Source organism: Tenacibaculum retecalamus (genome assembly GCF_027941755.1).
GTDB classification, from domain to species: Bacteria; Bacteroidota; Bacteroidia; order Flavobacteriales; family Flavobacteriaceae; genus Polaribacter; species Polaribacter haliotis_B.
The window spans coordinates 232663-259323 of the sequence record NZ_CP115916.1 but is presented as its reverse complement, the minus strand read 5'-3'; the positions used below and the strand labels follow the sequence as shown (position 1 = coordinate 259323).

Below are 26661 nucleotides of genomic sequence, written 5' to 3'. Positions count from 1 at the left end.
AAAATCTTAGTTATTTTATGCTTTTGAAAATGAATATGAAGTTTAAATTATACACATCATTATTAATCTGTTTTATAACACTAACTATTAGTGCACAAGAAGCTGCATTAAAAGCAACTGTTAGTAAAAATAAGTTAGGCGTTAATCAACGTTTGCGAATTGAATTTTCGATTAACAAACAAGGCGCTGATAATTTTAAAGCTCCAAACTTTAAAAACTTTAAAGTTGTAGGTGGCTCAAGTCAATCGGTAAGTCAATCATGGATAAACGGTAAAGCAACCTTTAGCCAATCGTATACTTATATTATTCAGCCAAAGCAAAAAGGAGAATACAATATTCCTGCTGCATCAATAGAAATTGATGGGAAAACAGTAAAATCAAACCCTATAAAAATTATTGTTATAGCTGCTGTTGATGTTCCTAAAAATCCTAACGATCCAAATTATATTGCAGATCAAAATATTCATTTAGTTGCAGAATTATCTAAATCGCAACCCTATGTTGGTGAGAGTATTTATGTTGAATATCGCTTATATTTTAGTGACAATGTAGGTATTTACGATAACGCAATTACAGAAGCTCCACAATACAATGGTTTTTGGAATCAAGAGATAAAAAGAAACGGAAGCCCTGTAAAAACAGGAATGTATAATGGTGAACGTTACCGTTATGCCATATTACATAAAGCACTTTTAGTACCAACAAAAGACGGAAAACTAACAATAGACCCTATGAAGATGGATATTGTTGTTGCCGTACCTACTGGGCGTGCCGATTTTTTCGGAAATGTAATCACAAAACAAGTTCGAAAAGAGTTTTCTTCTGCCAAAAAAGTAGTTCGAGCAAAAGCTTTACCTCTTGATAATAAACCTGAAAATTTTACTGGTGCAGTTGGTGAATTTTCTTTTGATGTTTCTTTAAGTAAACAAACATTAAAGGCTAATGAATCTTCACAAATAAAAGTAACAGTTAATGGTAAAGGAAATTTAAAATTATTTGAACTTCCGAAAGTAGAAACACCTAAAGAACTAGAGATTTATCAACCAGAAAGAAAAGAAAAAGTAAGTGTTACCGCAAGCGGATTAAGAGGTTCGGTTGCCGATACTTATACCGTAGTACCTGAATTTAAAGGAAAATATAAAATTCCGAAAACAAGTTTTTCATACTTTAATCCGAAAGAAAAAGTATACCAAACTATTACAACTAATGATTTATATGTTGTTGTTTTAGAAGGAAAAGAATTGCCTACAAATACGCAATCAAATTCTACGACCAAACAAGATGTAAAAATTACTGGAACCGATTTTAAGTACATTCAAACTTCAAGTAGTTTTGAATCAATAGAGAAATCAGATTTTTTTAAATCTATCTTATTTTACATTTTATTGCTGTTGCCTATAATTTTAATTCCTGTTGCTATTTTTATCAACAAGAAAAAAGAAGAACGCGATGGAGATGTTGTAGGAAACAAACAACGTAAGGCAGATCGTTTAGCTAAAAAATATTTATCGGAAGCTGAAAAAGAGCTAGGAAATAAAGAAGCTTTTTATGAAGCTTTAGAAAGAGCTTTACATAACTATTTAAAAGCTAAGTTAGGAATAGAAACGTTGGATATAAGTAGCGATAAAATCACTGATTTATTACATGAAAAAAAAGTTAACAATACCGCTACAAAAAACTTTATTGAAGTTTTAAATGATTGTGATTTTGCTCGATATACGCCAATTACCGACTTACAGATGAAAGAAGAATATGAAAAAGCAAAACAAGTAATAACACAACTAGACAAACAATTATAATGAAACAAGTTATTGCACTACTATTGTTTTTTACCACAACTATTATGTTAGCACAAACTGCTGACAAATTATTTGTAAACGCCAACGCTTTATATAAAGATGGAAAATACCTAGAAGCAATTAAAAATTATGAAGCTATAGAAACCACAAAAAACGTTTCGTCTGAATTGTATTATAATTTAGGGAACGCATATTATAAATTAAATAAAGTAGCTCCCGCAATTTACAACTACGAAAAGGCACTACAATTAAATGCTTTAAATGAAGATGCTCTTAATAATTTAATCATCGCAAAACGATTAACTTTAGATAGAATTGAAGAATTACCTCAATCTATTTTTCAAAAAATAAATGAAAATTTCTTGCAAAAATTCACTTACAACACTTGGGCTACACTTGTTGTTATACTTTCTTTTTTAGCCACTGCTCTATTTTTATTATTTTATTTTTCGTTTACACCAAGTAAAAAAAGACTCTTTTTTATAACTAGTAACTTTTCTTTTTTACTATTGATTGTTGGTTTGGTTATAACCTATTCACAATACAACCAATCAAAAAATACAGTAGAAGCTATTATTTTTTCTGAAGAAGTTGAAATAACAAATGAACCAACAAAAGACGCTAGCGAAATATTTACGCTACACGAAGGAACAAAAGTAAAAATAATAGATACGGTTGATAAATGGAATAAAATTAAATTAACTGATGGAAAAACAGGATGGATGCTTTCTGAAAATTTAAAGTCGTTAAACAAGTTTTAATTTTAATTTAACAAAAAAGACAAAAACCTTTCTTATTTTTGCACGCAATTATAAAAACAATTCATTGAAAGTAAAAATCGCACTCTTTTTCTTTATTTTATTTACGAGCATGATTGTTGCGCCTACAATTATTACTTTGATTGACCAAGATCAAGATATATCTATCTTTTTAAACTTAACTGAAGAGGAAGAGGAAAATCAAGCAAAAAAAAACACGAAAGAAATAAAAATATATTCTACTACTAATTCAGATATATTTTTCACAAAAAATCAGAAAATAAAAAATGTAATTTATCTTTCTAAAAATTACGTTTCTGAATTTTTAAAAATAACAACTCCTCCACCAGAATTTGCTATCTAATTTTTCAAATTATTTAGTACAAATTATTCATTTTTCAATCAAAAAAATCACTCTGAATTTTCATTCGGAGTATAAATATATATTTTATGTTTAAAAAAATTAAAAACGATTTCCCTGCAAGTATTGTAGTGTTTTTCGTAGCATTACCATTATGTTTAGGTATTGCATTAGCTAGTGGAGCACCTCTTTTTTCTGGAGTAATTGCTGGGATTATTGGAGGTATCGTTGTAGGAGCTTTAAGTGGTTCTAAAATTGGAGTTAGTGAATCCGCAGCAGGTTTAGCTGCCATTGTTTTAACTGCCATCGGAACTTTAGGTGGTTATGAAAACTTTTTAGTTGCCGTTGTTTTAGGAGGTGTTATTCAACTTGTTTTTGGTATTTTAAAAGCCGGAATTATTGGTTACTACTTTCCATCATCAGTAATTAAAGGAATGTTAACCGGTATTGGTATTATTATTATTTTAAAACAAATTCCACATTTTTTCGGATATGATGCAGAACCAGAAGGTGCCGATAGTTTTATTGAAGCATCAGGAGAAAATACATTTTCTGCTATTTTAAATGTTTTTGATAATATTACTGTAGGATCAATGGTTATTGGTTTTATTGGATTAGGTATTTTATTATTATGGGATAAAGTTCTTAGTAAAAAAGGTAAAATTTTTAAATTAATACAAGGCCTTTAGTTACCGTTGTAGTGGGTATTATTTATTTTGTAGCAACACAAGGTAGCGAAACATTTTCTATACAACCATCACATTTAGTTAGTGTACCAATTCCTGAAAATTTAGCTTCATTTTTAGATCAATTTACATTTCCAAATTTTAGTGCGATTACTAATCCTGATGTTTGGGTTACAGCTTTTACAATTGCATTAGTAGCTAGTTTAGAAACTTTACTTTGTGTAGAGGCAACAGATAAATTAGATCCGCATAAAAATGTTACTCCAACTAATAAAGAATTATTAGCGCAAGGAACAGGAAATATCTTATCTGGTTTAATTGGTGGTTTACCAATTACACAAGTAATTGTTAGAAGTTCTGCAAATATACAATCTGGTGGTAGAACAAAAATGTCGGCAATTATTCATGGTTTACTTTTGTTAATATCGGTAATTTTAATTCCGAATTTATTAAACAAAATACCGCTTTCTGTATTGGCAGCAATCTTACTGATTGTCGGTTATAAATTAGCAAAGCCAAGTTTATTTAAACAAATGTACACTTTAGGATGGAAACAGTTTATTCCTTTTGCAGTAACAGTTCTTGGTATTGTTTTTACTGATTTATTAACAGGTATTTCATTAGGTTTAGCTGTAGGAGTAGTTGTAATTTTAATTAAAAGTTACCAAAACTCTCACTTTTTACATATTGAAGATAAAAGTAATGGAGTACATAAAATTAAAATGACCCTTGCTGAAGAAGTAACTTTTTTTAACAAAGGAGCAGTATTAAAAGAATTAGATAGCTTACCAAGAGATACGTATTTAGAATTAGATGTAACCAAGACTAGATATTTAGACAATGATATTGTCGAAATTTTAGAAGACTTTGCATATAAAGCTAAAGAAAGAGATATTAATATTAAACTTATTTCTGAAAGAGGGATTATCGAAAACCCACCTAGTTTTATTCAGTTTTTTAAATTACGTCCAAAAGCAGCATAAACTTAAGCATTATGAAAAAACAAAACATATTAGTGCTTTCAGACTTAAAAAACTCTACTAACAGCACCTTAAAAAGTGCTGTTAGTATTGCTAAAATGATTAATGGAAATATCGATTTACTTCATGTAAAAAAACCAATCGATGTTGTTACCAAAGAGAGTCAATTATCAGCAATTAGAACCTTAAATAAAGATTCTATCGAAACCAGTAAGAAAATTAAAAACATTATAGATCCGACTGCAAAAAAATACGGTCTTACTATTAATTATAAATTTTCTGTTGGTAATCTTAAAAACGAAGTAGAACAATATATAAAAGAAAAATCGCCCGATGTAATTGTTTTAGGTAAACAAAAAAAATCGCCTTTTAATCTTTTAAACAATAATGTTACCGATTTTATTATAAATAAATTTAATGGTACTGTTTTTATAATTCAGGATAAAAATGAATTAGAACCTAGCAAACCAATATCATTAGGGGTATTAAATAGCGGAAAATCTTTTTTAACATCTAAAACTACAAAAAGTATTGCAACACATGTTGTTAAACCAATTGTATCTTTTAACCTTTTTAAAAACAAAGAAGAAGCAAGTGTTCTTAAAAATGATTTAGATAAAGAAGATGTTAGTTATGTTTTTGAAAAAAACAGTAATACTATTAAAAATTTAGCTAGTTACTTGGTAAAAAACAAAACACATCTTTTACATATAAACAGAAAAGACAACAAAGAATATTTAACAAAAACAGATATTAAAACTGTAATTAACAAATTAAACGTATCGCTAGTATTAACATAGCAGCAGTACAAATTCCATGAAATGGTTTAAAATATAAAAAGTTAAGAAAATGTTTTCTTTTAAAGCTAACATAAATACATATATCCTATTTTATTTTTTAATAATTAATTATCTTGGTAGCTACTTAACGTAATATTTTTATGAAAAAATTATTCTCAAATTTTAAAGGAGATTTATTTGGTGGTATTACTGCCGGAATTGTAGCACTTCCCTTAGCATTAGCTTTTGGAGTATCTTCAGGATTAGGATCAAGTGCTGGTTTATATGGTGCAATTTTTATTGCCTTTTTTGCTGCCCTTTTTGGGGGTACAGATACGCAAATATCTGGACCAACTGCCCCAATGACAGCCGTAAGCATGGTTGTTGTTGCTGGTATATTAGCAGCCAATGATGGTGATATTAATAAAGCCATGCCTGCCATTTTAACTGTATTCTTACTAGCAGGATTATTTCAAATTTTATTAGGTATTTTAGGCTTAGGAAAATACATCCGTTACATTCCTTATCCTGTAGTATCAGGCTTTATGACTGCTATTGGATTGATTATTCTGATCACTCAAATTTTACCTTCTGTAGGTTATTACGCCAAAGAAGACGCACAATTTGTAGAACAGTTTAAACCGCAAGCAGAAGAGCTAATTTTAGAAAACATCTTAAAAGAAGAAGCAGGTGAAGGTATTTTAGTTTTAGAAGATTTTAGAGAAACCATTAAAAGATCTGAGGCTACTACGCAAGCTGATATTTTAAAAGAAAGTAAAACGTTAGCTGGTAAAGAAGCTTCTGGTGCTTTAGGTGCCCTAAAAGTATTACCAAGAGCTTTAAGCAATATCAACTGGTTAGAATTATTATTAGCACTGGGAACTATTATTATTATTTACGGCTTTAAACGAATTACCACTGCCGTACCAAGTACACTAGTTGCCTTGGTTGTAATGACAAGTATCGCCTTAGGTTTTAGTTTAAACTATCGTCCTATCGAAGAAATTCCAGGAGGATTTCCGATTCCAAATATGGATATTTTCACTAATTTTAGTATCTCAAGTATCACGCCTTATATTTTTACAGCATTAACATTATCGTTATTAGGTGCAATTGATTCATTATTAACCTCAGTAGTTGCGGATAATATGACTAAAACAAAGCACAAACCTAATAAAGAATTAATAGGACAAGGTATTGGTAACAGTGTTGCTGCAATCTTTGGAGGAATCCCTGGAGCAGGAGCAACTATTAGAACCGTTGTAAACATCAATTCTGGTGGTAAAACAAAACTATCAGGTATGGTAGCTGGTGTTATGTTATTGATAATTCTATTAGGACTAGGCTCTATTGCTTCTAAAATTCCTGCTGCCGTATTAGCCGGTATTTTAATTACTGTAGGTATTGGTGTAATGGATTATAAAGGTTTAAAAGCAATTCCTAATTTACCTCGTGATGCTAAAATCGGACCTTTTAAGGTTAGTTCAGAAGTAATCATTATGATCGTCGTATTACTATTATCTACTTTTTGGAACTTAGTATACGCCGTGGGTATTGGTTTAGTAATTGCCTCGTTAATGTTTATGAAGAAAATTGGCGATTTAACTGCCGAACGTTCTGATGTAAAATCATTAAATGAAGAAGCTTGGGCAGATGAAAAAGACTTTCCGAAAGAATTAAAAGAAGAAGTTTTTATCAAGCATATTAAAGGCACTTTATTTTTTGGTTCAACAAGCGATTTTCAAGCATTGGCAAAACAAATTCCTAACACGGCATCGAAAGTAGTGATTCGAATGGGAAGAATGCAGTATATAGATCAATCTGGGTTATATGCTTTAGAAGATATGTTAGTAGATTTAGAAAAAAACGGCGTAACTGTTTTACTGGTAGATGTATTAAAACAACCTCGTTATATGATGGAACGTATTGATATAATTCCTGATTTAATATCTGAAGATCATATTTTCGACACCTTTAACGATTGCCTTTCATGGGTAAAATTAAATGTATCAAATAAAAAAAATAAAAAATAAAAATTATGCCACACAGAAATAAAGCAATAACAAAAGACGCTCAAGACAAATTAACACCAATGATTGTGTTACAAGATTTTATTGAAGGAAACTCTCGTTTTATTAGAGATGAAGTTCACACAATAGATCATAAAGCGTTGATTGATCAAACAACAGATAGTCAACATCCTAAAGCAATTGTGCTTTCATGTATAGATTCTAGAGTTCCTGTCGAATTAATTTTCGATCAAACTATTGGTGATGTTTTCGTTGCTCGTGTAGCAGGAAACTTCGAAAATACAGATATTTTAGGAAGCATGGAGTATTCATGTAAAGTTGCAGGAAGCAAATTGATTTTTGTATTGGGTCACGAAAGTTGTGGAGCTGTAAAAGCCGCTTGTGATCACGTAGAACTAGGAAACATAACATCAATGTTAAACAATATTCAGCCTGCAGTAAAAAAATCTACTGAGGAAATTTCTGGAGATCATAACTCTTCTAACACTGAGTTTGTTGACAGAACAATTGAAAACAACGTACAGTTAACCATTCAGAGAATTAGAGAGAAAAGTCCTATTTTAAATGAAATGGAAGAAAGTGGAGAAATTAAAATTGTTGGTGGAGTTTACCACATTAGTAGCGGAAAAGTAACTTTACTATAAACTACAATAATTTTTAAAACTTAAAATCCGAAGCTAATCACTTCGGATTTTTTTATATCTCGACTTCTAAAGTTTCTTCAATCTCAGGAATTGTTACTTCTCCATCATCTTTAATTATTGATGGAAAAATTGTTGGCGCTATCTTTTTAACAGGAACGTATAAAATAGACTCTTCTAAATTTTCTTTGTTTACAAACGGAATCGTATCATTCATTTTTCCGAAGAAAATAAAAACAACACTTAGAATTAAGCCTATTTTTAAAGCGCCAAAAACACCACCTAATATTTTATTAATAATTCCTAGTGAGGCAAAATCAGCAATTTTAGTTAATGCTTTACCTAATAAGGATATTGTAATTATAATAACAATAAATGTTGCTGCAAATGCCGCTAATGAAATATACTTTTCATCCCAAGTAACACTATCTTTTAACCAATCGGCAATAAAATAAGAAAAGTGTATTGCGCCATAAACTCCAGCTACTAAAGCAACCAAAGAAGCAACCTCAACAAACAAACCTTTCATCAATCCTCGTATAAAGCCAAAAAGAAGTAAAGCCGCAATAATAATATCAAATGTATTCATCAGTATGTTTTAAAGTCTTTTGTCTAAAAATTGTAACAACTCCCCTTACGCCAACCTAAACTCGTTTCAAGTTCTCATCACAACGTACTATTTACTAAAAAGATGTAATTCTAAAATAAATTCAGAATGACGCTTTGATATTGAGTTATGAATCAAAATGGGGATTCATTTTTTCTAATAAAAAGCACTCAAAAATTATGTGTGCAGATTGTGCACCAAATATACACAACTCATTTGTATCTTTGCATACTCAAAAAACTCAGATGGAGAAAGAAGTTAACTTAAAAGAAAAATGGGCTTTTCTGATAAAAAATTTATCAGATCAATTTGCCGACGGTGACGAGTTAAATGTAGATGCTGTTATTTATTTAATCGGCGTACAAGAATTAGGGCAAGGGCAACGAAAATTTAAAAAGGATGAAAAAGTAAACTTAATGCATATTGCTATTTGCAAGCTTTTAGAACCTTACGGATATTACGAGTTCGATTTCTTTGATGAAGATGGTTGGCCACATTATAAAACCTTAACCGAATTGCCAAACTTAAAACCTGGCGAGCAATCTGTTTTAATAAAAGAAGCAATAATCAATTATTTTGAATTGATTAACTTTTTTAAACAGTAATTAGTCGTTACTTCTAATAAAACAAGAGCAATTTCATAAAAAAGAGATTGCTCTTGTTTTATTTAAGTAACACTTAGTTTTCTAATCATTTTTGATAAAATTTTAGGAAAAAAACGTTTTACATACACCGCTAACCTTTCTTTGGCTCCGCCGATATACACTTCCTCACGTTTATTTTTAATAGCTTTTAGCATCAATTTAGCAAAACGGTCAGGATCAATTCCGTTTTCGGTGGCGCTGTCCATTTTATTTTGCGGAGTTCCATCACCCGTTAATGCATTTTTAGACACATTTGTGGTTACAAAACCAGGGCAAACCAAAGTTACCGAAATATTGTCGCTATAATGCTCGGCACGTAAACTATCAAAAAAACCATGCAATGCATGTTTCGTTGCCGCATAACTCGATCGCAGTGGAGTACCAATTTTACCAACAATACTGGTAGTTATCACAAAATGACCTGCTTTATTTTTAATAAAATAAGGTAATAATGCTTTAGTTAACGCCACGGTGCCTAAATAATTCACGTCCATTAAACGTTTATCCACAAAAACATCCGTGTTTTTTACTAACGAACGTTGACTAATACCTCCGTTATTAACCAAAACATCAATTGTTCCAAAACACAACATTGCTTTGTCAACTTTAGGCTTCATGTTTTCATACTTTTCTAAATCAAGTGTAACAATTTTTACTTTTGAAGGATTTTTACACACATTTCTAACTTCTTCTAAGGTGTTTTTATTTCTAGACGATAAAATTAAATTCACATCATAATTTGATAATTCAATTGCCAATGATTTACCAATACCAGAAGAGGCTCCCGTAATCCAAAACACTTTATTTTTAAGACTCATATTTATATTTGCTTTATAAAACTTCACTAAAATAAGCAAGAAAAAATAAAAACGGTACACTTCTTGGATAGAAGTTAGCAAATGATTAGTTTTAAAACCTTATTAGCAACCCTTTAAATTATAATGATGAAAAAATTACTGGCTCTATTAATATTCGCCACTTCAATAGTTAACGCTCAATATACCGTTAAAGGAACCATGACCCCTCCAGAGAAAACCGATTGGGTTATTCTCTATAAAATAGAAGGAGCTAAGCAAAAATTCATTGCAAATTCCACAATAAAATTCGATACTATAATTGTTAGTGGAGAAAAACAAGTATTAGGAAAGTTTCAACTTGATTTATCAGAAGACGCTAAACCTGGTGCGTACAGAGCTACTTACAGAAACAAAGGTGCCGGATTTGTAGATTTTTACTTTAACAAAGAAAATGTAGAATTTATTTTCAACCCTAAATATCCAGACCAATCAGTTGTTTTTACTGCTTCTAGAGAAAACAAATTGTATAATGAATATTTAGAAGCTTATGCTTCAGTTCAAAATAAAATTGACGGAAATCAAGGTACTTATGTTACAGATGGCGACAAAGAAGCCAAAAAAGCATATAAAAAAGGATTAAAAGAGCTTGAGGATGTGCAGGATATGTACGAAAATAAATCGGAAGGTATGCTTGTAAACCATTTTATCAAAGCAACACAACGATACAATCCATCTAGTCCTATTGACAATATGGAAGACTACAGGACATCTACAATCGATAACTTTTTTAAATATATTGATTTTAATAGTGATCCTTTATACAATTCATCTTTTTTAATGGATCGTATTACCGATTATGTTTTCTATTTAAATTCTTCTGAAGACAAGCAATTACAACAAAAACTTCTTCGAAAAGCTATTGTTACTGTAATGAAAAAAATCCCTAGTGGTAAATTAAAAAAAGCTACTATAGAGTTTTTAATAACTTCTTTAGCTGATAAACGTAATGGTGAAGCTGTAGATTGGGTGTTAGATGAATATTATGATGAATTACCTGCCGATCAATTTGACGCAGACTTTAAGAAAGAAAAACTAGAACTATTAAGAGCTACTATTGGTAGAATTGCGCCAGATTTTTCTTGGGATGAAAACGGAGAAGAAATAAAGTTATCTACCTTAAATGATGGTGAAAAGTATTTATTAATATTTTGGAGTACTGGTTGTCCTCATTGTGTTAAAGAAATACCTGTTTTACATGAATCTATGAAAGAACGTAACGACATTTCTATCGTTTCTTTTGGTATTGAAAAAGACAGTATTGCATGGACTGAGTTTGTTAAAACGTTACCTAATTGGCATAATGCTATAGGAACTCATCCAACATGGAAATGGGATAATGAAACTGTAAAAGCATACCAATTATTAGCAACTCCTTCTTATTTTGTATTAGATAGTAATAAGAAAATTATCGCTATGCCAGATCACATGGAAGATGTTCAAAAATACTTTGAGAAAAATTAAAGAATACTTAAATAAGTAAAAACAAAAAAAATCAACAATTTAATTGTTGGTTTTTTTTGTTTTAAAAATATAAGAACGCATCTTTTATATGATGTATCTTATAATTGTCTTTATTTTTTAGCATCGCAATAATATCAAACCGTACTTCAACATCTAAGTCTTTTTCAATTACATAATTATCTATTGCCATAACTAGTAATTTTATTTTCTTCGGATTAACAAAATCTTGCGGATTTCCGAAATAAGTACTCGATCGTGTTTTAACTTCTATCGCAACTAAAACAGCTTCTTTTTGTGCAATAATATCAACCTCCGCTTTTTTAAATCGGTAGTTTTTTTCAATAATTAAGTACCCGTTTTCTTGTAAATATTCAACCGCTAATTTTTCTCCTTCCTTACCAAGTTCGTTATGTTGTGCCACTAATTAAAATTTATGGTTGTCTTTTTTTCTTGAATACCAATCTCAACTGTTCTACCCATAATTAAAGCTCTGTTATCAGGTTCGTGACTCGCAGGAAAATCGAATAAAACAGGAATATCCTTTGGCAGAACATCTAAAATTAATTGTTCTATTGAAGTTCCCCAAGGCGTTGTATTCTTTTTAATTTTTGTCATATCACCTACAATTACTGCTTTTACTTTCGTAAAATATCCTGCACGCTTTAAACTTTGTAGCATTCTATCAATCGAATACTTATACTCTCCTATTTCTTCAATAAATAAAATTTTACCATACGTAGATATTTGACTCTTTGATCCTAACATTGATGCTAAAATGGCAATATTCCCTCCTACTAATTCTCCATTTACTCTTCCTGGTCGATTGTGTTTCGAACTCGGAATTTCATACTCTAAACTCTCACCAAACAATGCTCTTTTAAGCGATTCAACACTTTTTGCTATTACTTCAGGAGCATCTTGCATGCTTGTTCCCATAATTCCCTGAATCGTCTCAACTCCTAAATTGTGGATATGATTATGAAAAGCAGTTATATCTGAGTAACCTATTACCCATTTCGGATTTTTCTTAAAATTAGAAAAATCTAATTTATCTAAAATTCGTACCGAACCATAGCCACCACGAGCCGACCAAATTGCTTTTATATTCGGATTATCAATTGCTTCTTGAAAATCTTCACAACGCTCCTCATCGGTACCCGCAAAATGATGTCCTTGATTAAACATGTGTTTTCCATAAACAACTTTCAATCCCCAACTTTCAGCTAACTTTTTAGCTTTGTTTATAACATGTTTTCTGTTTTTTAAAATTCCCGCAGGAGCAACAATTGCAATTGTATCACCTATTTTTAAAGAAGGCGGAGTTATTAATTTCATAGTTTGTGTTTGTGAAAAAGCTAATGAAATTGTTAGTAAAAAAGATAATATTAATAAGTTTCTCTTCAAAATTTGGTCTTTTTTCTTAATTCTATTAATCTAATAAGTATAATCTATGTAAATGTACCCATTTTATAACAGTTTAAAAAATTGCTTTTTCGTACTTTTGCGCTTTAATTTTAGCATAAAAAAATGAGTACACCAAAAAGATATACAATTACAGCAGCATTACCTTATACAAACGGACCAATACATATTGGCCATTTAGCAGGCGTATATGTTCCTGGAGATATTTACGCACGTTTTTTACGTCAAAAAGGAAGAGATGTAATTTACATTTGTGGTTCTGATGAACACGGTGTTGCAATACCAATGCGTGCAAAAAAAGAAGGTGTTACTCCACAAGATATTATTGATAAATACCACGGAATTATCAAAAAATCTTTTGTTGATTTCGGAATTTCATTCGATAATTACTCACGTACTTCTTCTGAAATTCATCATAAAACGGCTTCTGATTTTTTTATAAAATTATACAACGACGGTGAGTTTATCGAAGAGGTAACAGAACAGTTGTATGATGCAGAAGCAAATCAATATTTAGCAGATCGTTTTGTTGTAGGTACTTGTCCAAAATGTGGAAACGAAGAAAGTTATGGAGATCAATGTGAAAAATGTGGTACAAGTCATAACGCTACAGATTTAATAAATCCTAAATCGGCAATTACTGGTAATGTTCCTTCTTTAAAAGAAACAAAACACTGGTTTTTACCTTTAGATAAACATGAAGACTTTTTACGTAAATGGATTGTTGAAGGACATAAACATGATTGGAAACCTAATGTTTTAGGTCAATGTAAATCTTGGATTGATGATGGTTTACGCCCACGTGCCGTAACTCGTGATTTAGATTGGGGAATTCCTGTACCTATTGAAGGAGCTGACGGAAAAGTACTATATGTTTGGTTTGATGCGCCTATCGGTTATATCTCTGCTACCAAAGAATGGGCTGCACGTGAAGGTAAAAACTGGGAAGATTATTGGAAAAAAGACGATACGAAGCTAGTACACTTTATTGGTAAAGATAATATTGTATTTCACTGTCTTATTTTCCCTAGTATGTTAAAAGCACATGGCGATTTTATATTACCAGAAAATGTGCCAGCAAACGAATTTTTAAATTTAGAAGGAAACAAATTATCAACTTCTAAAAACTGGGCAGTTTGGTTACATGAATACTTAGAAGACTTTCCTAACCAACAAGATGTATTGCGTTATACTTTAACTGCAAACGCACCAGAGAGTAAAGACAATGATTTTACTTGGAAAGATTTTCAAGCAAAAAATAATAATGAGTTAGTAGCTATTTTCGGTAATTTTATAAATCGAGTAGTTGTTTTAACAAATAAATATTACGATGGTAAAGTACCTGCTGCTGGAGATTTATCTGAAGTAGATGAAGACACTTTAGCTTCTTTAAAAGAGTTTCCGAATGTAATCGCTAAATCTATTGAGCGTTATCGTTTTAGAGAAGCTTCTCAAGAGTTAATGAATTTAGCTCGTTTAGGTAATAAATACTTAGCTGATGAAGAGCCTTGGAAAATGATTAAGGTTGATGAAGAACGTACTAAAACAATTATGAATGTAGCATTACAAATTGCTACAGGATTAGCTGTTTTATCTGAACCTTTCTTACCTTTTACTTCTACGAAACTAAAAAACATCTTAAATATCAGTCATAACGAGGAGTTTTCCGACGAAGTTATCTCTTCTGATAATGAAATTGCCACATCAAGTAGAAAAAACTTGACTCGCAATGACGAATTAACTTGGGAGGATGTTTCTGAAAAACAAGTTTTAATTGCTGCTGATCATCAAATTAACGAAGCTGAATTATTGTTTTCTAAAATTGAAGATGTTGAAATTGAAAAACAACTGGCAAAATTAGAAGCTACTAAAAAAGCAAACGAAGCTGAAAATAGAGTTTTAGAGCCTCAGAAAGATACTATTGAGTTTGATGATTTCACAAAAATAGACATTCGTATAGGTACAATTATAGAAGCTGAAAAAGTTGCTAAAACTAAAAAGCTTTTAAAACTTACCGTTAATGTTGGTTTAGATATTCGCACCATTGTTTCGGGTATTGCTGAAAGCTTTAAACCAGAAACTATTATTGGACAACAAGTAAGTGTTGTTTGTAATTTAGCACCACGTAAATTAAAAGGAATAGAAAGTCAAGGAATGATTTTAATGACGGATACTCCTGATGGTAAACTAGCCTTTGTTCAGCCTTCTGAAAAAGTAACTAACGGAGAGTTTATTTCTTAAAATTCACTAAATTGAACAACAAAATAAAAAACCTTTTATAAAGGTGATAATATGGAAAAAAGTAAATTATTAATAGAAAATTTTGATCCTATAAAAAAGGCTCTAATAGACATTAAAGATATGTTACTTTTTATTGAATCACAATCCTCTGGAAAAAGCACTTTAGCTAAGTTAATTACCATTCTAAATGATTTTAATTTTAAGCAAAATGAAAATATAAAATTAGTTGATGAATTAAAAAAATATAATTTAGAATCATTTTTAAAAAGTAATACTAAGATAGAATACAAAACATTATTCTTTAATTTTACTTACAGTAAAAATGAGGAGATAAAGCTTGATTATGAAAGTTATTATAAAAGCTTTAAACTTGAAAATAAAAATTTAAAAATAAAAATAGATCTTATTAATTTAATGATAATTAGCATTCATATTGATGACAAATTATCACTCTTATTCGATGAATTATATAAAAATAGTTTTTTTGGGATTAATCAGAAACTTAAAAAAATAAACTTTGCAGAGCATTTCCTATACGTTGAAGTTATTTTGGAATGTTATAACATGGATACTACTGACTTAAATGTTCTTGAACATTTATTCGATGTCGTAAGTAAAGTTTTCCCTTTTATCAGACCTATGGATTCTATGTATATTCCTGCTGAAAGAATGTTATTACCAATTATTAGTTCTAATATTGCTGGTTTAATACATAACAAGGTTAATATTCCTAGTCATATAATTCAAGTCACTCAGGAATTTGAAAAGGCTATTCAAAATGTCGAATCTATCGATTTAAATATTATTGGAGATCTGAAATACAAAAGAAAAGCGGGAACATCATATATTTACCATAATAGAAGTCAAAAAATTCAACTAAAGGAAGCCTCTTCTGGAGTTCAAAGTGTTTTACCTATTTTATTACTTATTGAATCTTCCTTACAAAACAAAAATTATATTAATCTTAATTATGTAGTTGAAGAACCAGAATTAAATCTTTACCCTAAAGCTCAGTATGAGCTAATTAAATATTTAGTTAAAAATTGTTTAGAAACAGGGGAAAATAACCTAAAATCTAAGAATTTAATCATTACTACTCACAGTCCTTATATCTTAACCGCTGTAAATAATTTATTATTAGCTAACTCTAAAGGAAAAACAAATAAAGATGAAGTTCAAGAAATTATAGACTCATCAAGTTGGATTAATCCAGAGAAGTTTAATGCTTATGAAGTAAAAGATGGTACTGTCAAAAAAATATTTAATTCTAAAATTAAATTAATTGAAGAGACAATTATTGATGAAGTTTCTGAATTAATGATTGATGATTTTAAAGATTTAGCCTCAATAGTGTAATGATAGATCAAATTAAACAAAAATACAACTGTTGTAATAATATTTGTCACGAAGAACATTTAACTAATTTCTATATAAATGACATTTCAAATGGTAAATGCATTACTTCTACATCTGTTATGAATGCTACTTGTTTAATAGAAAACACCGACAACACTAAAATAGATTTCATAGCTGTTGATAGCTGTCTTATTTGTGATAATTCTATTGAAAAATGTGATGTACTTGTTACAAAAAAAGAAACCATTTGGTTTATTGAATTAAAAGAAATTAGTCAAGAAGGAAGTAGAGAACAGTTCAAAAAACGAAAAAAAAATTACAGAAAAAAAGCAACTTCACAAATAGCGTCTACGATTAATGACTTTAAAAATAAAGGAATTGATTTTTGTAATTATAATGTTGCTGGTTTAATTTGTTTCCCTCCATATTCACCGTTAAGTATTCCTAGTAATATTCCTACGACAGCAACTCAAGTAAGGATATTAGAATTTCAAAAGGCATGTGGATTTACTGAACTTCATGAAGGAAATTTTTTAAGCCTATAAAAACAACATTTTAGTATATTCGTAGCCTCGCAATAATTTGCGAGGCTTTTTATATCAAAAAAACTATGAAAAAACTATTCAAACGTGTCTCTTTAATCATCAATTTAAAAACTCTTATTATTGCTGGGTTATCTGTTTTATCTACCACTATTTGTTTGCACTTTCATATAAAAGCTAACTTTCCATTAACCTTAATAAGTACGGCTATTGTTTTTCCTATTGTATTTTCAATTGGTGGTGCTTATAAACGTAGAGAAGTTGCTTTAGATGAATATGGCTCAATAAAAGCACATGGTAGAGCTTTATATTTTGCTGTAAATCATTGGTTAGAAAACCCACCTAAAGAATTAACTACCGAGTTAAAAAAACATTTAAGAGAATTATTGCAATCTTGTAAAGAAATGTTTACGCATCCTATACCTGAATTAGAAAAAAGAGAAAAAGATATTTATAATAGTTTTGAAAACTTATCGCTATTTATAAAAAAATTAAGAAGTTACGGATTGCCATCAGGTGAAGCCTCTCGTTCGAATCAATTTTTAAGTAAAATGATGATTTCTTTCGAGCGTATTAAACATATCTATCAATATAGAACTCCAAGAACATTACGAACCTATAGTGATATTTTCATTGTACTTCTTCCAATAATTTACGATCCTCATTTTGCAGAAAATGCTACCAATTTTAATTACGGATTACAATTTGCTGTTCCTGTTTTGTTTAGTGTTATTTTAGTCGCTTTAGATAACATTCAAGCGCATTTAGAAAATCCTTTTGACCAACAAGGAGAAGATGATGTAGAAATTAACGTAGATAAATATATTAAAAACTTAGGATAATACCCTACCTCTTTAAAATACATATAACAAACCTCACAATTTAAAAATTGTGAGGTTTTTTTATTCAAAATTCATAATCAAAATACATTAGTTTTAGGTTTATTTAATTTACAGGTAATATTGTTAATATTTCGGTAATGTTAAAGAAATACACTTGTAACTTTTTACTAACCTTTTTAAAACTTCATTTCGAGTAAACAGAAATAGTTTTGTGGTCAACAAAAACTTACTCAATGAAAAAATTCCTACTACTATTTACATTATTAACTACTTTACTTACTTTTGCTCAGAAAAAAGCAGGTATAAAAGGTAGAATTTTAGATGAAAATAACATGCCTTTAATAGGGGCAACTATTATCGTTAATTCTGAAAACTCTGGAAATTATGCTGATTTTAATGGTTACTATGAAATCTTAAATTTATCAGAAGGAACTTACAATCTTCAAGTTTCTTTTATAGGTTATCAATCCTTAAACAAAACAGTTACAGTAACTAACACAATTAAGTTAGAAAACTTTTCTTTAAAACCAGAAACTAATAATTTAAAAGAAATTATTATTAAAGGAAGTATTACTCGCGGGCAAGCTAAAGCTTTGAATCAACAAAAAAACAAAGATAATATAACCAATATTATTGCTGCAGATCAAATAGGAAAATTTCCAGACGCTAACATAGGAGACGCTTTAAAAAGAATACCTGGTATTACAATGCAAAATGATCAAGGAGAAGCACGTGATATAATCATTAGAGGTCTAGCCCCACAATTAAACTCGGTTACTTTAAATGGTGACAAAATACCTTCTGCTGAAGGTGATAATCGTCGTGTACAAATGGATTTAATTCCAACCGAAATGATTCAATTAGTAGAAGTAAATAAAGCTGTTACTGCTGATATGGAAGGTGATGCTATTGGTGGATCAGTAAACTTAGTTACTCGTTCTGCTCCTGCCAATTTTAGAGCTTATTTAACAGGTGCTTATGGTCAAAACCCGATTAGAAACACACCTAATTATAATTTTTCTGCTTTAGTAGCTAATAGAGTTGCTAACAAAAAACTAGGCTATGTGATTAACACTACTTATAATTCTAATGAATATGGTTCTGACAACGTAGAGTTTGAATGGAAGTCTCCTACCGAAATTAAAGAGCATGATATTCGTCGTTACGATGTTAAACGTAATCGTATGAGTGTAGCTGCGAATTTAGATTATACAATGAACTCTAACAGTACTCTATATTTTAAATCAATTTATACCAAACGAAACGATTATGAAAACCGTTATCGCTTACGCTATAAAAAGAAAGGAGATCAATATAAAATTTCAAGACAAACAAAAGGAGGTGTCAATAATGATGAAAACAATAATACTCGTTTAGAAAGACAGAGTGTTTATAAACTATCTTTCGGTGGAGAACATATTATATTTGGTAATGTAAAATTAAACTGGAAAACAAGTTTATCAAAAGCAAAAGAAGAACGACCAAATGAACGCTATATAACTTATGAAGCTAAACAAAAAGGTTCAGATATTGATATCTCTCAAGAAGGATTAAATACTCGTTTTCCTTACTTTACATCTGTTTCAGGATTTAATAACAACACCAGTGAATTTGAATTAGATGAAATTTCTGAAGAAAACAAATATACAGAAGAAAAAAAATATAGTTCAAATATGGATGTTAAAATACCTTTTAACAACTCAAGTGATTATAAAAACTCTTTAAAATTTGGTGTTAAAAATAAGTATAAAGAGAAATTAAGAGACAATATTTTTTATGAGTTTGATACTGATAATTTTAGTTCGTACGCAACATTAGCAACTACACCAAGTGCCGATTATACCTTAAAAGGATTTTTACCAGGAAGTCAATATAAATCAGGAACATTTGCATCCAAAGAATTTTTAGGAAATTTAGATTTAAAAAGCGGAGAATTAGTTTTAGATGAATTTGTGCCAGAAAACTACAATGCTAACGAAAATATATTTGCTGCTTACGCATTATGGAAACAACGTTTAGGTAATAAATTAAGACTTTCAGTTGGTTTACGTGTAGAAAAAACAAATACAGAATATACAGGGTATTCTATTGACGTTGAAACAGCATCTAATTTAGATGATGTAACAACTATTACACAAACTAAAGATTACACCAATTGGTTACCTAACTTACAAGCTAAATATAATTTTACAGATAACACCATTGCAAGAATAGCATGGACAAACACCATAGCACGTCCTAATTATTTCGATTTGGTTCCTTACCGTAATTTAAATAGTGACGATCAAGAAGCAGAATTTGGTAACCCAAATCTAAAACCTACCGAATCTATGAACTTAGATTTAATGTTTGAACATTATTTTGCTAATGTTGGTATTGTTTCTATCGGAGGATTTTATAAAGATTTAGATAACTTTATTTATGAAATTACTAAAGATGAAAATTTAACAGTTGGTGGAACTACAAATACCTATCAAGTAACACGTCCTTTAAATGGAGGTACTGCTGAAATATACGGATTTGAAGCATCAATACAACGAAAATTGAACTTTTTACCAGGCTTTTTACGTAACATTATAGTTTACGGAAACTACACTTATACTGATTCAAAAACTACTGGAATTCAAGAAAGAGAAGATGGTTTAGCATTAGCTGGTGCAGTAAAAAACATGATAAATGGTTCTTTAGCTTATGAAACAAATAAATTTACTCTAAGAGCCTCGTTAAATTACGCAGGTGATTATATTGATGAGTACGGTGGAGAGGCTTCTAAAGATCGATTTTATGATACACAGTTTTTTGTCGATTTAAATACTAGTTATTCTATCACTAAAAATTTACGCGTTTTTGCTGAAGCCAAAAATTTAACTAATCAAGAATTACGTTTTTATCAAGGAACAAAAAACCAAACGATGCAATCAGAATTTTATAATTTTAATTGGAATGCTGGTATAAAATATAATTTCTAATTCATGAAAAAAATTATAAGCCTTAGTATGGTATGTGTTATTTTGGCTAGCTGTAAAGTAACAAAAATACTACATACTAACCCACAGTTAAAACCTGTTATAGCAATAACAGCAAATGCAGAAACAACACCTGTTACTTCCTTTAATGATGCGGCTGATGACCCTTGTATTTGGATAAACCCAAATAATGTAATGCAGTCAGTAATTATAGGAACCAATAAAAAGGAAGGTTTAGAAACCTATAATTTAGATGGTAAACGTTTAGCAACCTATAAAATAGGGCGCATTAATAATGTTGATATTCGTAATGGTTTTGTTTTAAACGGAAAAACTGTTTCTATAGTTACTGGAAGTAATAGAACTTATAATACACTTTCTATTTTAATAGTAAAAGAGAATGGTGAGCTACAAGATATTGCCGCACGTACTATTAAATCAACACTGAAAGAAGTATATGGTTTAGGTATGTACAAAAGCACCAAAACAAACACTTTTTATGTTTTTATTGTTGGTAAACGAGGAGGAGTAGAACAATGGGAACTCTTCGAAAAGAACGGAAAAATAGATGCTAAAATTGTTAGAAATATCATTTTAGGCGGACAAGGAGAAGGTATTGTTGCTGATGATTTTCATGGAAAAGTTTATATCGGTCAAGAAGATAAAGCACTTTGGAAATATGATGCGGAACCAAACTCATCAAACATTAGAGTTAAAATAATAGGTACGAGAGACTTAAATATGAAATCTGATTTTGAAGGCGTAACATTATATGATTCTGGAAACGGAAAAGGCTATATTTTATTATCTTCTCAAGGAAACAATAGTTATGCAGTTTTTGATAGAATAAGCAATCAATATTTAGGAAGTTTTTCATTAAAAGATGGTATTGTTGATGGTACTAATGATACCGATGGCATTGATGTTACTAGCATTTCATTCGGAGATAAATATCCTAAAGGTTTTTTTTTAGCACAAGACGGAACTAATAACACAGCCAAGGATAGTTTAGCTCAAAATTTTAAAATAGTCGATTGGAAAAAAATAGAAAGAGCATTAAATCTTAAATAAAAAAACAACATTTTACTATATTTGAAACCTCACTTTTTAGTGAGGTTTTTTATTTTAAATATTACGCTATGCAACTCCTCAATTATATAATTTCTCGTACAACTATTTCTCAAAAATCGATTCAAAGTACTATTGAATTGTTAAATGAAGATTGTACCATTCCTTTTATTGCACGTTACCGAAAAGAAAAAACAGGGAATTTAGACGAAGTTGAAATCGGACAAATAGTGCAGCTTAAAGAACAATTTGAAGCTTTAGAAAAAAGAAAAGCTACAATTCTTAAAGCTTTGGAAGAACAAGATGTTTTAACCAGTGAATTAAAGGCTAAAATTGAAAAAACTAACGATCTTACTACGTTAGAAGACATTTATCTTCCCTATAAAAAGAAACGTAAAACCAAAGCCGAAACTGCTCGTAAAAACGGATTAGAACCATTGGCGAAGATGATTATGAGTCAGCGCGTAAACGATTTGGATTTTACCGCATCAAAATATACATCCCACGAAGTGGAAACTAGTGAGAGTGCTTTAGAAGGCGCACGGCATATTATTGCTGAATGGATAAATGAACGTACCGATGTTCGTAACAATATCCGTCATCAATTAGAGCGTTATGCTACTATTTCAACAAAAATAATAAAAACTAAAAAAGATGAAGATGGCGCTCAGAAATTTAAAGATTATTTTGAGTGGGAAGAGAACTTAAATCGCATTCCGTCTCACCGTTTATTAGCCATTCTTCGTGCAGAAAAAGAAGGCTTTATCCGTGTAAAAATCGCTATCGATAATGAAAGAACCCTTCAGAAAATTGAAGATAGAGTTATCAACTCTCAAAACGATTGTGCTACTCAAATCGAATTAGCAATTGCTGATGCTTATAAACGATTACTATTACCTTCTTTAACCAACGAAGCAATAACGCTTGCAAAGGATAAAGCAGATGAAAATGCGATAACCGTATTCGCTAAAAATTTACAGCAGTTATTATTAGGATCTCCTTTAGGTGAAAAACGAATTTTGGCTATCGATCCTGGTTTTAGATCGGGTTGTAAAGTGGTTTGTTTAAATAAGCAAGGTGATTTATTACACAACGAAAATATTTATCCGCATGCACCTCAACATCAATCATCAGAAGCTAAAAATAAAATTAATTCATTAGTTAATAAGCATCAAATTGAAGCAATTGCTATCGGTAACGGAACTGCATCAAGAGAAACTGAACAATTAATAAAAAGTATTCCGTTTAAAAATACGGTTGATATTTTTGTGATAAGTGAAGCTGGGGCTTCTATTTATTCAGCCTCAAAAATTGCAAGAGATGAATTTCCTGACTATGATGTTACCGTTCGTGGCGCTATTTCTATCGGGCGAAGATTAGCCGATCCTTTAGCTGAACTGGTTAAGATTGATGCAAAATCTATCGGAGTTGGGCAATATCAACATGATGTAGAACAATCAAAATTAAATAAATCCTTAGATACCGTTGTAGAACATTGTGTGAATAAAGTAGGTGTAAATATAAATACAGCAAGTGCTTCGTTGTTAAGTTATGTTTCTGGTATTGGCTCGAAATTGGCAGAAAACATTGTGAATTACCGAAACGAGAATGGCGCATTTAAAAATAGAATTGCTATTAAAAAAGTGCCACGTTTAGGCGGAAAAGCATTTGAGCAATCTGCTGGATTTTTACGTATTAAAAATAGCGACAATCCGTTAGACGATTCTGCTGTACATCCAGAACGTTATACTTTAATAAAACAAATGGCAAAAGATGCTGGTTGTAAATTAGCAGATTTAATAGGCAATACAACCGCTTTAAAACAATTAAAACTACAACACTATATTACTGATTCATTTGGTTTACCTACGTTACAAGATATTGTAAAAGAATTAGAAAAACCCGGACTAGATCCACGTGAAAAAGCAAAAGCTTTTAGTTTTAACGAACATATTAAAACCATCGATGATGTAAGATCTGGAATGATACTTCCGGGAATCGTAAACAACATTACTAACTTTGGTTGTTTTGTAGATATTGGTGTTAAAGAAAGTGGCCTAGTACACGTTTCTAACCTTTCTAATACATTTGTTAAAGATGTTAGTGAGCATGTAAGCTTGCTACAACATGTAGAAGTAAAAGTGTTAGAAGTTGATGTGCAAAGAAAAAGAATTCAGCTTTCTATGAGTTATAATAATTCATAGAAGATTAAATTCTTTAATGTTATTTAACCTCTCTTGAAGAACCTAACATTTCTGTAGCTTCTAAAACAATCATGTATGCTTTCGGATCATGTTTTTCAACAAGGTTTTTAAGTGTCATAATCCTGTTTTTATTTATCGATAAAAAAATAATATTCCGTTGATTTGTTTGAGACAAATCATTTCCTGCTATTAAGGTTCCTGAAATTCCCATTCTAGAAGTTATTACTTTATTAAGTGTGTTTAAATCCTCTGACGCAATGTGTACAATTTTGTTTTGTTTACGTCCCGTAAGTACCAAATCTATAAACTTACTTGCTACAAAAATACTTAGCATTGCCCATAAAGCGAGTTCTAAATTTTTAAAAACAATTGCTGATAAAAGAACCACAAAAACATCTAATGTTAAAATTACAGTACCTGGTTTAATTCCGTATTTATCTTTTATTATACGGGCTATAATAGCTCCTCCACCAGCAGAAGCATCTCCTTTAAATATAATTCCGATACCTAAACCTACACATAATCCACCATAAATGGTCGAAAGCAAAGTATTCGTACTTAATACCGGAAAATGTAGCATTTCTCTAAATAAATCAATAAACAAGGCTAAAGAAACAATAGAAATCATTGTTCTAAATGCAAACCGTTTCCCTATATATTTTACACTTATTAAAAGTAACGGAACATTTAAAAGCAGCAATAATAATCCTATAGGAATATTAGATACAAAATTTAATACAATTGATAAACCAGCAGTACCTCCTGTCGCAATTTTATTTGGTGCTAAAAAACCAACAACTCCAATCGCTAAAATTAAACTTCCACTAATTATAAATAAATAATCTTTAAGCGCTGTTTTTATTTTTTTTCCTTTCATAATTTGCCTTTTTCACAAAGCAAAAATACTCTTAAAATTAAAAACGCTACATGCTTAACCCTGTTTTTAATTAAAGTAAAACTCAGAATTATGTTTAATTCTGAGTTTTGTAACTGTATAAAATTGTACATTCTTTTTAAAATACTACTTGTTACCAAGCATTAATAATTCGTTACAAATTACTTCGGTTATATACCTCTTTTCACCTTCTTTTGTTTCATAAGATCTTGATGTTAACTTACCTTCAATAGCAACTTCGTTTCCTTTTTTAAGATACTTTTCTATAATCTCTGCCGTTTTATTCCACGCAACTACATTATGCCATTGCGTGTCGGTAATTTTTTCTCCCGCAGCGTTTTTATAAGTTTCATTAGTTGCTATTGATAGTTTTGCTAACTTTTTACCGCTTTCTAACGTAATAATTTCTGGATCATTACCTAAGTTTCCTATTAACTGTACTTTGTTTCTTAACGTATTCATAAGATAAGTTTTTAATGATTATTATTTGCCAATTCGTTTTGACACTGCAAAGATGAAACACAACACAAATTAAAAACGGTTAGTAATCATTTGTTTTCGTTTGTAAATGAATGTAAATGCTTAATTAAATTGAATACCTTTGTTTACCAAACACTTAGACTATGAAATTTCATTTAGAAACTGATCGATTAATTTTAAGAGAAATACGAAAAACTGATATTAACGGAATGTTCGAATTAGATTCTGATGAAAAAGTACACAAATATTTAGGCAAAAAACCCATAAATACAATTTTACAAGCCGAAGAGAATATTCAGTTTATTCATCAGCAATATAAAGAATTAGGTATCGGACGATTTGCTTGTATTGAAAAGGCAACAGGGCAATTTATAGGTTGGTCTGGCCTAAAACATAATACTGGTGAAAAAGAAAAACTAAATGAACATAAAGATTTTGTAGATATCGGTTATCGTTTTATTCCGCGTTTTTGGAGAAAAGGATATGCTTCTGAAACTGCTTTCGCTTGTTTAAAATTTGGTTTTAAAGAGATGAATTACGACACTATTTACGGTGCTGCAGATATAGAAAATGTTGGTTCTAATAAAATTTTACGCAAGATCGGATTACAATTTGTAAATCAATTTAATTACAAAGAAGTAAAAGTGAATTGGTATGAACTTAAAAAAGCGAACTATGGAAAGTAAAAAATGCTTAGAATGCGAAGAAAAAGTAATTGGTAGAGTTGATAAAAAATTCTGCTCAGATTATTGCCGAAATTCCTATAATAACAAAGTAAATAAGGACAGTAAAAATCTTATAAGAAATACCAATAATCGTTTACGTAAAAACTATAAAATTCTTACCGACTTAAATACAACAGGTAAAACAAAAGTAAGCAGGCGTAAGTTGTTTGATAAGGGTTTCGATTTTAAATTTATTACCTCAATTTATACAACAAAAACAGGAAACACTTATTATTATGTATATGATCAAGGTTATTTAGAGTTAGAGAACGAACTTTTTCTGTTAGTCAAACAAGATTAATTTACTTACTTTTATA

23 protein-coding genes and 1 pseudogene are annotated in these 26661 nt (G+C 30.1%); 18 read left to right on the top strand and 6 right to left on the bottom strand.

The annotated features are described in order from the left end of the window. The first annotated feature begins 35 nt into the window (after nt 1-35). From PG912_RS01230 to PG912_RS01200, 7 genes and pseudogenes are all read left to right on the top strand, one after another. Nucleotides 36-1799, top strand: a complete 1764-nt coding sequence (locus PG912_RS01230) for a BatD family protein (RefSeq protein WP_275688166.1) — start codon at nt 36-38, stop codon at nt 1797-1799. Next, nucleotides 1799-2560 carry a tetratricopeptide repeat protein gene (locus PG912_RS01225; protein WP_275688165.1) on the top strand — a complete coding sequence of 254 codons (762 nt, stop codon included), beginning with the start codon at nt 1799-1801 and terminating at the stop codon, nt 2558-2560. Before PG912_RS01230 ends, PG912_RS01225 begins: the two co-directional genes overlap by 1 nt. A 64-nt stretch (nt 2561-2624) precedes the next feature. Beyond that, nucleotides 2625-2921 carry a hypothetical protein gene (locus tag PG912_RS01220; protein WP_275688164.1) on the top strand — a complete coding sequence of 99 codons (297 nt, stop codon included), beginning with the start codon at nt 2625-2627 and terminating at the stop codon, nt 2919-2921. A gap of 86 nt (nt 2922-3007) precedes the next feature. Further along, nucleotides 3008-4587: pseudogene (locus PG912_RS01215) on the top strand (SulP family inorganic anion transporter). An 11-nt stretch (nt 4588-4598) separates the two neighbouring features. Further along, a complete protein-coding gene (locus PG912_RS01210; RefSeq protein WP_275688163.1) occupies nt 4599-5384 on the top strand; it encodes a universal stress protein in 786 nt (261 codons plus the stop codon). A gap of 140 nt (nt 5385-5524) precedes the next feature. Next, nucleotides 5525-7396 (top strand): SulP family inorganic anion transporter, encoded by a 1872-nt coding sequence (locus PG912_RS01205; protein ID WP_275688162.1) that lies wholly within the window; start codon nt 5525-5527, stop codon nt 7394-7396. Nucleotides 7397-7401: 5 nt separating this feature from the next. Then, nucleotides 7402-8037: a carbonic anhydrase family protein gene (locus PG912_RS01200; protein ID WP_275688161.1), complete on the top strand. Its 636-nt coding sequence runs from the start codon at nt 7402-7404 to the stop codon at nt 8035-8037. Between the two features lie 52 nt (nt 8038-8089). Here PG912_RS01200 and PG912_RS01195 read toward each other — a convergent pair whose 3' ends face one another. Continuing rightward, nucleotides 8090-8623, bottom strand: a complete 534-nt coding sequence (locus tag PG912_RS01195; RefSeq protein ID WP_275688160.1) for a CvpA family protein — start codon at nt 8621-8623, stop codon at nt 8090-8092. 263 nt (nt 8624-8886) lie between these two features. Between PG912_RS01195 and PG912_RS01190 the strand changes: the two genes are divergently transcribed. Beyond that, a complete protein-coding gene (locus tag PG912_RS01190; RefSeq protein ID WP_260585235.1) occupies nt 8887-9246 on the top strand; it encodes a hypothetical protein in 360 nt (119 codons plus the stop codon). 62 nt (nt 9247-9308) lie between these two features. On the opposite strand, the gene PG912_RS01185 is transcribed toward PG912_RS01190, so the two are convergent. After that, on the bottom strand, nt 9309-10103 hold the full coding sequence (locus tag PG912_RS01185; RefSeq protein WP_275688159.1) for an SDR family oxidoreductase: 795 nt from the start codon (nt 10101-10103) through the stop codon (nt 9309-9311). 126 nt (nt 10104-10229) lie between these two features. Here PG912_RS01185 and PG912_RS01180 point away from each other — a divergent pair, with 126 nt between their 5' ends. Further along, nucleotides 10230-11603, top strand: a complete 1374-nt coding sequence (locus tag PG912_RS01180) for a TlpA family protein disulfide reductase (protein WP_275688158.1) — start codon at nt 10230-10232, stop codon at nt 11601-11603. A gap of 61 nt (nt 11604-11664) precedes the next feature. Here PG912_RS01180 and PG912_RS01175 read toward each other — a convergent pair whose 3' ends face one another. Together PG912_RS01175 and PG912_RS01170 are read right to left on the bottom strand one after the other, a co-directional pair. Beyond that, the gene (locus PG912_RS01175) at nt 11665-12024 is read right to left on the bottom strand and encodes a YraN family protein (protein WP_275688157.1); all 360 of its coding nucleotides are present in this window, start codon (nt 12022-12024) and stop codon (nt 11665-11667) included. Beyond that, the gene (locus PG912_RS01170) at nt 12024-12938 is read right to left on the bottom strand and encodes a S66 peptidase family protein (protein ID WP_275688156.1); all 915 of its coding nucleotides are present in this window, start codon (nt 12936-12938) and stop codon (nt 12024-12026) included. The genes PG912_RS01175 and PG912_RS01170 overlap by 1 nt, the downstream gene beginning before the upstream one ends. A gap of 192 nt (nt 12939-13130) precedes the next feature. Between PG912_RS01170 and metG the strand changes: the two genes are divergently transcribed. From metG to PG912_RS01135, 7 genes are all read left to right on the top strand, one after another. Continuing rightward, entirely contained in the window at nt 13131-15266 is a 2136-nt protein-coding gene (metG, locus tag PG912_RS01165) for a methionine--tRNA ligase (RefSeq protein WP_275688155.1), read from the top strand. A 51-nt stretch (nt 15267-15317) separates the two neighbouring features. Continuing rightward, nucleotides 15318-16622, top strand: a complete 1305-nt coding sequence (locus PG912_RS01160; protein ID WP_275688154.1) for an AAA family ATPase — start codon at nt 15318-15320, stop codon at nt 16620-16622. Then, nucleotides 16622-17167, top strand: a complete 546-nt coding sequence (locus PG912_RS01155) for a hypothetical protein (protein ID WP_275688153.1) — start codon at nt 16622-16624, stop codon at nt 17165-17167. Before PG912_RS01160 ends, PG912_RS01155 begins: the two co-directional genes overlap by 1 nt. A 65-nt stretch (nt 17168-17232) precedes the next feature. Then, nucleotides 17233-18006: a hypothetical protein gene (locus PG912_RS01150; RefSeq protein WP_275688152.1), complete on the top strand. Its 774-nt coding sequence runs from the start codon at nt 17233-17235 to the stop codon at nt 18004-18006. Nucleotides 18007-18239: 233 nt separating this feature from the next. Continuing rightward, nucleotides 18240-20975 carry a TonB-dependent receptor gene (locus tag PG912_RS01145; protein WP_275688151.1) on the top strand — a complete coding sequence of 912 codons (2736 nt, stop codon included), beginning with the start codon at nt 18240-18242 and terminating at the stop codon, nt 20973-20975. Between the two features lie 3 nt (nt 20976-20978). After that, a complete protein-coding gene (locus PG912_RS01140) occupies nt 20979-22043 on the top strand; it encodes a phytase (protein WP_260585242.1) in 1065 nt (354 codons plus the stop codon). A gap of 68 nt (nt 22044-22111) precedes the next feature. Then, complete coding sequence (locus PG912_RS01135; RefSeq protein ID WP_275688150.1) at nt 22112-24244, top strand: Tex family protein; 2133 nt, start codon at nt 22112-22114, stop codon at nt 24242-24244. A gap of 19 nt (nt 24245-24263) precedes the next feature. On the opposite strand, the gene PG912_RS01130 is transcribed toward PG912_RS01135, so the two are convergent. Both PG912_RS01130 and PG912_RS01125 read right to left on the bottom strand, forming a co-directional pair. After that, nucleotides 24264-25121 (bottom strand): YitT family protein, encoded by an 858-nt coding sequence (locus PG912_RS01130; RefSeq protein ID WP_275688149.1) that lies wholly within the window; start codon nt 25119-25121, stop codon nt 24264-24266. Nucleotides 25122-25265: 144 nt separating this feature from the next. Then, on the bottom strand, nt 25266-25601 hold the full coding sequence (locus PG912_RS01125; protein ID WP_260585245.1) for a single-stranded DNA-binding protein: 336 nt from the start codon (nt 25599-25601) through the stop codon (nt 25266-25268). A 161-nt stretch (nt 25602-25762) separates the two neighbouring features. On the opposite strand from PG912_RS01125, the gene PG912_RS01120 reads away from it, so the two are divergent. Next, on the top strand, nt 25763-26305 hold the full coding sequence (locus PG912_RS01120) for a GNAT family N-acetyltransferase (protein WP_275688148.1): 543 nt from the start codon (nt 25763-25765) through the stop codon (nt 26303-26305). Further along, nucleotides 26295-26645 (top strand): hypothetical protein, encoded by a 351-nt coding sequence (locus PG912_RS01115; RefSeq protein WP_275688147.1) that lies wholly within the window; start codon nt 26295-26297, stop codon nt 26643-26645. The genes PG912_RS01120 and PG912_RS01115 overlap by 11 nt, the downstream gene beginning before the upstream one ends. Nucleotides 26646-26661 lie beyond the last annotated feature (16 nt).